General features: G+C 63.0%; 9 protein-coding genes. 3 read left to right on the top strand and 6 right to left on the bottom strand.

Annotated features, from left to right (window positions below; all coding sequences use genetic code 11):
- The 3 genes from RJQ10_RS10295 to RJQ10_RS10285 all read left to right on the top strand — a co-directional run.
- On the top strand, nucleotides 1-853 hold an 853-nt coding region (locus tag RJQ10_RS10295; protein WP_350146258.1), incomplete at its 5' end, for an MFS transporter.
- A 182-nt stretch (nucleotides 854-1,035) separates the two neighbouring features.
- Nucleotides 1,036-1,857 (top strand): DUF6502 family protein, encoded by an 822-nt coding sequence (locus RJQ10_RS10290; RefSeq protein WP_350146256.1) that lies wholly within the window; start codon nucleotides 1,036-1,038, stop codon nucleotides 1,855-1,857.
- Nucleotides 1,854-3,596 carry a DUF5666 domain-containing protein gene (locus RJQ10_RS10285; RefSeq protein WP_350146254.1) on the top strand — a complete coding sequence of 581 codons (1,743 nt, stop codon included), beginning with the start codon at nucleotides 1,854-1,856 and terminating at the stop codon, nucleotides 3,594-3,596. Before RJQ10_RS10290 ends, RJQ10_RS10285 begins: the two co-directional genes overlap by 4 nt.
- Nucleotides 3,597-3,643: 47 nt before the next feature.
- Here the strand turns inward: RJQ10_RS10285 and RJQ10_RS10280 are convergent, their stop codons facing one another.
- The 6 genes from RJQ10_RS10280 to sufC are packed head-to-tail and all read right to left on the bottom strand — an operon-like array spanning nucleotide 3,644 to nucleotide 8,317.
- Complete coding sequence (locus RJQ10_RS10280) at nucleotides 3,644-4,084, bottom strand: SufE family protein (RefSeq protein WP_350146252.1); 441 nt, start codon at nucleotides 4,082-4,084, stop codon at nucleotides 3,644-3,646.
- A 15-nt stretch (nucleotides 4,085-4,099) separates the two neighbouring features.
- Nucleotides 4,100-4,642, bottom strand: coding sequence for a putative Fe-S cluster assembly protein SufT (gene sufT, locus RJQ10_RS10275; RefSeq protein ID WP_350146250.1), 543 nt, complete (start codon nucleotides 4,640-4,642; stop codon nucleotides 4,100-4,102).
- Between the two features lie 12 nt (nucleotides 4,643-4,654).
- Nucleotides 4,655-5,011: a HesB/IscA family protein gene (locus RJQ10_RS10270; RefSeq protein ID WP_350146248.1), complete on the bottom strand. Its 357-nt coding sequence runs from the start codon at nucleotides 5,009-5,011 to the stop codon at nucleotides 4,655-4,657.
- Between the two features lie 11 nt (nucleotides 5,012-5,022).
- Nucleotides 5,023-6,270, bottom strand: coding sequence for an aminotransferase class V-fold PLP-dependent enzyme (locus tag RJQ10_RS10265; protein WP_350146246.1), 1,248 nt, complete (start codon nucleotides 6,268-6,270; stop codon nucleotides 5,023-5,025).
- Complete coding sequence (gene sufD, locus RJQ10_RS10260; RefSeq protein WP_350146244.1) at nucleotides 6,267-7,571, bottom strand: Fe-S cluster assembly protein SufD; 1,305 nt, start codon at nucleotides 7,569-7,571, stop codon at nucleotides 6,267-6,269. Before sufD ends, RJQ10_RS10265 begins: the two co-directional genes overlap by 4 nt.
- Complete coding sequence (sufC, locus tag RJQ10_RS10255) at nucleotides 7,571-8,317, bottom strand: Fe-S cluster assembly ATPase SufC (protein WP_350146242.1); 747 nt, start codon at nucleotides 8,315-8,317, stop codon at nucleotides 7,571-7,573. The genes sufD and sufC overlap by 1 nt, the downstream gene beginning before the upstream one ends.
- Nucleotides 8,318-8,355 lie beyond the last annotated feature (38 nt).

Here is an 8,355-nt window from a genome sequence, read left to right as displayed (position 1 = left end):
CTACATCATTGGCGGCGCGGTGCACGCCTGGTTCTCCGCGACGGCGCCGCCAGTCGTGCCGTTGTTCGGCGAGCTGCGGCCGTGGCAGATGACGTTCATAGCGGTGGGTGCGCCGGGATTTGTCCTCGCGATTCTGCTTGGCCTGCTCAGTGAGCCGGCCCGTCGCAGCGGCACCGCGGTGGCGGGTGCGCCGGAGGTACACCACGGACTTGCGGAAATCGGCGCGCACTTGCGCGACCACCTGCGGGCGTATATTGCGCCCATCGGCGCGGTGGCGGTGCTGGGGATACTCGGCTACGGGACCATGGCGTGGTACCCGGAGTTTCTTATCCGCAGTTTCGACCTGCCCCGGGCCGAGGCGGCAAATCGCTTCGGGCTCATGTTCATCGTTGCCGGCAGTCTCGGCGCCCTGGCCGGTGGCTGGGCTGTTGAGCCTCTGTTGCGGCGCGGCTATCAGGATGCTCCCCTGCGCATTATCCTGGCAGTGGCTGTGCTGTGGATACTGCCGGCAGTTCTCGGCCCCCTGAGCGGTTCACCGACCCTGGCAGTGTGGCTGGCGGCCCCCATCGTGTTTTTCCTCAACGCCCATTACGGCGTCGGGGTGGCGGCAGTCCAGTTCATCACGCCCAATCGCATGCGCGCCCAGGTCTCGGCGCTGATGCTTTTTGTCACCAATCTCCTGGGCCTGGCCTTCGGGCCGACTGCGGTGGCGATGCTGACTGACTTTGCCTTTGGCGATGACCTGGCTCTGCGCTATTCCCTGGCCTTGCTGCCGCTGCTGGTTTGCCCTCTGGCCGCCGCCCTCATCCTGCAGGGTCTGCCGGCCTATCGGCGAGCAGCGGCGGAAGCCTGAGCGCACTGCCCGGAGAGTGGCCGTCTCGCGTCCACGAACCCGCCAACTCGATCCCCACCGCTGTCTGCCACACGCAGGAAAACCTGCAGGGCTCGGAGTTTGTTGAGGTTTTGTCTGATTTTTGTCCATTGCCACTCCGCGGGTATTTGACAATATCCTGAATTGGGAATAAATTCCCAAACATGGATATGCCAATACATCAGGTTCTCAGTCACGCGGTGCTGCGCATTCTGCGTCCTCTTGCCCGTGTCCTGCTGTCGCACGGCATGGCCTATGGCGCCTTCGCGGAGCTGGCCAGGCGGGCGTTTGCCGAAGAAGGCTTTCAGCTGATCGAGCGCTCGGGCAAGCGGTCGACCGTGTCGGCGGTATCGGCCATCACCGGGATGACTCGCAAGGAAGTCAGCCGCCTCCGGGAAGCGGCACCCGACGCCACCGCCGAGGCGACCAGACGCTACAGCCGAGCGATCCGCGTTATCAGCGGCTGGCTCAACGACAGCGAATTCCGTGCGGCCGATGGCGAACCGGCGGTACTGTCCCAGGATGGCGATACGGGAAGTTTCTCGGCACTGGTAAAGCGGTATAGCGGTGACATACCACCCGCGGCGATGCTGTCTATCCTGCAGGCAAGCAACAATGTCGTGGTCGAGGATGGCCAGGTTGCGCTGAAAGAGCGCGCCTATATCCCCATGGCAACGCCCACCGACAAGATCAATATTCTCGGCAGGGATGTTGGCGAGTTGATCTTCACCATCGGACACAACCTTGAAGCGCGGTCAGGGGAGCGTTTTTTCCAGCGCAAGGTTTCCAATGCATCCATCGCGGCCGAAGCGGTGAGGGAGTTTCGCGAGTTGTCCAACCGCAAGTCGCAGGAACTTCTCGAAGAGTACAACGCCTGGCTGACACGGCATCAGGTCGACGAGCAGCAGGAATCCAGCGAAGACACGGCTTACGTCGCCGTGGGTATCTACTACATCGAGCACTTGGAGCAGGAGCAATCCTCATGAAAACACACTTCTCCCCACGTCCCGTGGCCACTGCCAGTGCCCTCGCCCTGATTCTTGCCGCCTGTGGTGGCGGCGGTGGTGGTGGCGACAGCATCGCCGTGACCTCCTCGCCTCCCACGGGTGGCGGCGGTGGTATCGGTGGCTCCGGCCAGAGCAATACCAGCAGCGGTACCATCGACGGTTTCGGCAGTATCTTTGTCAACGGCGTCCGTTTCGATACTGATAACGCGGAAGTTGTTATCGACGGTGAGGTCCGCGGTGAGGATGCCCTGCGTCTGGGTATGGTGGTTCTGGTGACTGGGGAAGTGGATGACGACGGCGCCAACGGTACCGCCCAACGGGTCCAGTATGACAATGAGTTGACTGGGCCGATCTCGCGTATCGAGGTCAGCGCCGATGGCAACTCCAAGCTGCTCACCATCCTTGGGATCAATGTCATTGTCGAGCGTGCCGGCACCGTATTCGACGATGTCACTTTCGCCACCCTGGTGGTCGATGACGTGGTTGAGGTGTCGGGTTTTACCGGCCGCGGCGACAGCCTGCGCGCTACTCGCGTAGAGAGGGAGTCGGCCTTTGTTGCGGGCGAGACCCGTGTCACGCTAAGTGGCCAGGTGGGTGTCGTAACGGGTACTGATTTCGTGCTGGGAGATCTGACTGTCGATTTCAGCGCAGCCGAGCTTGAGGATATCCCCGGCGGCGCCATCGCCGAGGGGCAGACGGTTCGGGTCAGGGGCACGCTGAACGGCACTGTGGTAACGGCGTCCCGCATTGAGGCGGAGCAAGGCCCCGGCAGCCGCTTCCAGGAAGGCGAAACTGCAATTGTCCAGGGCGCGATTACCCGCTATGCAAGTCCGGCCAGCTTCCGGGTTGGTGGAGTGGACATCGATGCGACTTCGGCGGTACTCCGACCCGCAGATCTCAGCCTGACCAACGGCCTTGTTGTCCAGGTCCAGGGTACCTGGGATGGCTCGCAGCTGCTGGCCGAGCGCGTGGACACACGGCGCGGCCGGATCAAGGTCGAAGCACCCGTGAGCAACGTGGACCTCGACAGTCTCACCCTTACATTGCAGCTGGTTCCGGGCACGGTTACCGTGCAACTTGATGCGCGCACCCGGCTCGACGACGACACCGATCAGGTCGAAGACCTGGCTCTGGCCGACATTTTCCCGGGTGATTTCCTCGAGGTGGAGGCATTCCTGGATGGCGATACCCTGTTTGCCACTACCATCGACCGGGACGATGACAATGATCATGTGCTGCAGGGACCGGTACAGTCTTTCAATCCTGGTGTGGACATCACGATTCTCGGCTTGGCCTTCAGCACCGCCGGCGCGCAATTCGAGGATCGGGACGACGACGAGATCAGCTCAGAGCTGTTCTTTGCCAGTGTCGAGGTTGGCGACCTGGTGAAGATCAAGGATGACGACCCCGCGGACGGCACGGCCGACGAGGTCGAGTTCGAGGATCGGGATACGCTGGAAGGTGAACGCGAGTTCGCCTGCTTCGGCGACGACGATTCCCTGGATGATGACAGTGTCGATGATTCCAGCGACGGTTGTGATGATTTTTCGGATGACAGCCAGGACGAGTCCGGTGATGACGATTTGGCAGATGACGATCTGACGGACGACGATGACGATCTGACGGATGACGATGACGATGTGGCGGATGACGATGACGATCTGATGGACGGCGAAGATGGTGATGACCTCATGGACGAGGACAGTCTGGAGGATTGACGGTCCGGAGTGTGGCCGGTTCGCGTCCTCGCGCAGCAAGTGCCTCGTTAGCCGGCCGCGGCAGCAATCTCCCGGATGCGGGCCACCATGGCCCGCAAGCCGTTGCCGCGGGTGGGGGAGAGGTGGCGTAGCAGATCCAGCTGCTCGAAATAGGCATCGACATCAAACGCCAGCACATCTGCTGGCGTTTTGTCGTTGTAGGCAGCCAGTACCACGCCCAGCAGGCCCTTGACGATAAAGGCGTCGCTGTCCACCGCCAGCTGCAGCTTGCCGTCCTCGAGGCGAGTGTCTATCCAGACCTGGCTCTGGCAACCGCGGATCTTGCGCTCCTCGGTATGCAGCGCCTCCGGCATGGCGGGCAGTTCCCGGCCGAGGTCGATGATGTATTTGTAGCGGTCTTCCCAGTCGTCAAAGAAAGACAGGGTGTCGACGATGTCGTCGCTGGTGATGCTGTGGCCGAAGGGGTTGCTGGCCGCTGAATCTGGCACGGTTGAGGTTGCTCCCTAGTAAAACATGCCCGTCTCGAGCTGGGCTTCTTCCGACATCATGTCGCGGTTCCAGGGTGGATCGAACACCAGTTCGACAGCCACCTCGCGCACATTGGGGACCTGGGCCACGCGGTATTTCACATCGCCCACGAGTACCGGGCCCATGCCGCAGCCGGGCGCGGTCAGGGTCATGCTGATATCGACCCTGCCGGCCTCCTGGTCGATATCCACGCTGTAGATCAGGCCCAGGTTGACCAGGTCCACCGGCACCTCGGGATCGTAGACAGTGCGCAGTGCGTCCCATACCTGCTCCTCGTGGACCAGGCCGTCTGCCGGTGCCTCGAAGTCAAGTTTCTGCGGTGTCAGCCCCAGCGCGTCGGCATCGGTGCCATCCACGCGCACCATGTTGCCGTTGTAGATAACGGTGTAGTTGCCACCCAGGGCCTGGGTCAGGGTGACAAAGGTGTGGGCGGGAATCGTCACCGGGTCGCCCACCGGAACCAGGCGGCCGGGGCAGTCGCGCTGGGTGGTCAGCAGGGTTCTTTCCTGGGCGCTCATGCGGGCTCCGGCTCAGCTGATGCTGAAACTTTCACCGCAGCCGCAGGCGGCAGTGACGTTGGGATTATGGAATTTGAGGGTGCGATTCAGCCCCTCCTTTTCGAAATCGACCCGGGTACCCTGGAGCACCTTGAGGGAATCGGTATCGACAAAAACTTCAAGGCCTTCCTCCGGGTGCAGTTCGAGGTCACCCGGCTCACCCTGTTCCACTTCATCGAGTACATACATGAAACCGGTACAGCCGCTTTCCTTCACGCTGATGCGCACCGCGTGCTTGCCCGACAGGGCCAGCTGCTTCTTCAGATGGGCCGCGGCCGCAGGGGTGACCTGCAGGGCATCGGTGCTAACGTCAAAAGTCTCTACGCTCATGGATCAACCTTCTAGCCAAACAGGCGTTTTGCCTTGTGGATGCCGGCGAACAGCCGCTCGACATCCTCGGCGGTATTGTACAGGGAATACGAGGCGCGCACGGTGCCGGGCAGCTGGTAGTGTGCCATCAGTGGCTGGGTGCAGTGGTGCCCGGTGCGCACGGCAATACCCTGCTGGTCCAGCAACATGCCCAGATCCGACGGATGAACGCCATCAACGACGAAGCTGAAGATGCCGACGGACTGGATGGGACTGCCGATTCTGCGCAGCCCGTCGACTTCCTCGCCCAGTGCGATGGACTGTTGCAGCAGCGCCACTTCATGCCGGGCCGCTGCTTCGATATCGAGCCCGGCCAGATAGTCGATGGCAGCGGCGAGACCGATCGCTCCGGCGATATCAGGTGTGCCCGCCTCGAACTTGAACGGCAGGCTGTTCCAGGTGCTGCCACTGAAGCTCACGGTCTCGATCATCTCGCCGCCGCCGAGGAAGGGCGGCATGGCGTCCAGCAGTGCTTCCCGGCCCCAAAGCACGCCAATACCTGTGGGGCCAAACAGTTTGTGCCCGGAGAAGGCGTAAAAATCGCAGCCGATGGCTTGCACATCGACCGGCATGTGGGCGGTGGCCTGGGCCCCGTCCACCATTACCAGCGCACCTGCGGCGTGCGCCATGCGGCAGATGTCAGCCACCGGATTGATGGTGCCGAGGGCATTGGAAACGTGGTTGACGGCGACCAGCTTGACCCGCTCGTCCAGCAGCCCGGACAGGGCAGCCAGGTCGATGTCGCCACCGGCGGTAATCGGGATGGGGACCACCTCGGCTCCGGTCTCCGCAGCGACCAGCTGCCAGGGGACGATATTGGAGTGGTGTTCCAGGTAGGAAACCAGAACGCGATCACCGGCCTGCAGCGTACTGCGGCCCCAGCTGTGGGCCACCAGATTGATCGCCTCGGTGGCGCCTCGCACCCAGATAACCTGGGAGGGCGCCGGGCTGTTGATGAACCGGGCCACGGTTGCCCTGGCATTTTCGAAGGCGACGGTCGCCCGGTCACTCAGGGTGTGTGCACCCCGGTGCACGTTGGCATTGTCGTGGCGGTAGTAGTGGCTGATGGCCTCAATGACCGCCTCCGGCTTCTGCGTGGTGGCGGCGTTGTCCAGGTAGACCAGCGGCTGGCCGTTGACCTGCTGCTGCAGGATCGGGAAGTCCAGGCGAATGGCCGCCGGGTCGAAGGTGGGCCGGGTGACAGGCGCGGGTGAGGTCACAGAATATGCCTCGTCAGTCGGGTTTCGCGAGCAAAGCGGTTGGCCAGCAACGGCTTGAGAAACTCTTGCAGAGCGGGCTCCGCCACCGCTTCGACCAGTTCGTTGATGAAGCCGTAGCTGAGCATGACCTCGGCTTCATCCCGGTGCACGCCGCGAGTGCGCAGGTAGTGCAGGGTGAGCGGGTCCAGCTGAGCCACGGTTGCGCCGTGCGCGCACTGCACGTCGTCCGCGTAGATCTCCAGTTCCGGCTTGGTGTTGATCTCCGCCTTGTTGCTGGTCAGCAGGTTCTTGTTGCTGAGCTCGGCCCGGGTCTTCTGGGCGTCCGGATGGATGTGGATACGGCCATTGAATACGGCGGTGGCTTCATCGGCGATAATGCCGCGGAAGCGCTCCCGGCTGGTGCAATGGGGCACGCTGTGTTCGATACAGGTGTGGTAGTCGACGGTCTCCGTGCCGCGCGGCAGGTAAATGCCGTCCAGGTCGCAGTGCGCACCGGGACCCTGGTGGTCGACGACCAGATCGATACGCTTGAGGGCGCTGCCCAGGGCCAGGTGGAAGCCGCTGAGCAGGCTGTCGGCGCCGAGCCGGGCGTGCACGCCACCGATGTGCACCGCGTCTCCCTGCTCCAGCTGCAGACGGTAGTGGTGGAGTCGGGCGCCGCGGTCCAGCAGCAGTTCGGTGATGCCGTTGGTGAAGGCGGTGCCGCCGGTGGCCGTGTTGGCAAAGGTCTCCACCAGGGTGGCCTGGCTGTTGGCGCCCAGCGTGACCAGCAGGCGCTGGGTGATACTGATGGTTTCGTGCTGCCCCGTAGTCAGCCAGACGATGTGCACCGGTTCGGCAATCACGGCATCGGCGGCGACCCGCAGGAAGACGCCGTCCGCAAGCGTGGCTTCGTTCAGCGGCGCGAACACATGGCGCCCCGGCAGCATGGCACTGCCGAGAGCGGCGCGAATCTGCTCCGCTTCGGCCGGGTTCGCATCGGCAAAGCGCACCAGGGTCAGTCCCGCGGGCAGCTCGGTGGCGGAGAGCTCGGCCCGGAACAGGCCATCGGTGAATACCAGCGTCGGCCCGCCCAGCTGTGGCAGATTGATGTCGGACACGTCGGCCTTGGCCGCTTCGCGATTGGGCGCGGAGAAGGACTGCTGCAGCACCTGCAGGCTGGTGTATTTCCAGGCTTCCGTTTTCCGGGTGGGCAGGCGGGTATCCTTCCACGCATCGCGTCCACGGACCTGGATATCCTGTAACCAGGCCGGCGCGGCAGTCGCTGCTGCGGTCAGGGCTTGCTGCATGAAATCCACCATCAGGCCACGTCCTCCAGCCAGCTGTAGCCTTTCTCTTCCAGCTCCAGGGCGAGGGACTTGTCACCGGATTTGACAATGCGTCCGCCGGAGAGCACGTGCACGAAGTCGGGTTCGATGAAGTTCAACAGGCGCTGGTAATGGGTCACCAGGATAAAACTGCGGTCCGGGCTGCGCATGGCGTTGATACCCTGGGCCACGACCTGCAGGGCATCAATGTCGAGACCGCTGTCAGTTTCATCCATGATGCACAGCTTGGGCTGCAGCAGCATCATCTGCATCAGCTCGTTGCGTTTCTTCTCGCCGCCGGAGAAACCTTCGTTGACGCCGCGCTTGAGAAAAGCCTGGTCCAGATCCACGGTCTTGCAGGCTTCCCGGGCCTGCTTCATGAAGCTGACGCTGTCGATCGCGGGCTCACCGCGATGTTCGCGCACCGCGTCTACGGCGGCCTTGAGGAATTCCATGTTGCTGACGCCGGGGATTTCCACCGGGTACTGGAACGCCAGGAAAAGACCGAGGTGTGCCCGCTCCTCGGTGTCGAGTGCCAGCAGGTCCTGTCCCAGCAGCAGAGCGGAACCGGCGGTGACGGTATAGCCCGGGCGCCCTGCGAGCACATGGCCCAGAGTGCTCTTGCCGGAGCCATTGGGACCCATGATGGCGTGCACTTCGCCGGCTTTTACCTCCAGATTGAGGCCCTTGAGAATATCCTCACTTTCAACCCTGGCGTGCAGGTTGTCGATCTTCAGCATGGTGGTTGTACTCCAGGGCGCGGCGCCGGGGCCGCGCG

Origin of the sequence: Haliea sp. (assembly GCF_040222615.1) — a bacterium.
In the GTDB taxonomy this organism is placed as follows: Bacteria; Pseudomonadota; Gammaproteobacteria; order Pseudomonadales; family Halieaceae; genus Haliea.
The sequence above is the reverse complement of the archived record's forward strand: the minus strand, read 5'-3'. Positions and strand labels throughout refer to the sequence as shown.

Bases quoted from the DNA above. Each gene is read 5' to 3' on its own strand.
- RJQ10_RS10290 (WP_350146256.1), top strand. From the start codon at position 1,036: ATGGATATGCCAATACATCAGGTTCTCAGTCACGCGGTGCTGCGCATT.
- RJQ10_RS10285 (WP_350146254.1), top strand. From the start codon at position 1,854: ATGAAAACACACTTCTCCCCACGTCCCGTGGCCACTGCCAGTGCCCTC.
- sufT (WP_350146250.1), bottom strand. From the start codon at position 4,642: ATGAGCGCCCAGGAAAGAACCCTGCTGACCACCCAGCGCGACTGCCCC.
- RJQ10_RS10270 (WP_350146248.1), bottom strand. From the start codon at position 5,011: ATGAGCGTAGAGACTTTTGACGTTAGCACCGATGCCCTGCAGGTCACC.
- sufD (WP_350146244.1), bottom strand. From the start codon at position 7,571: ATGGTGGATTTCATGCAGCAAGCCCTGACCGCAGCAGCGACTGCCGCG.
- sufC (WP_350146242.1), bottom strand. From the start codon at position 8,317: ATGCTGAAGATCGACAACCTGCACGCCAGGGTTGAAAGTGAGGATATT.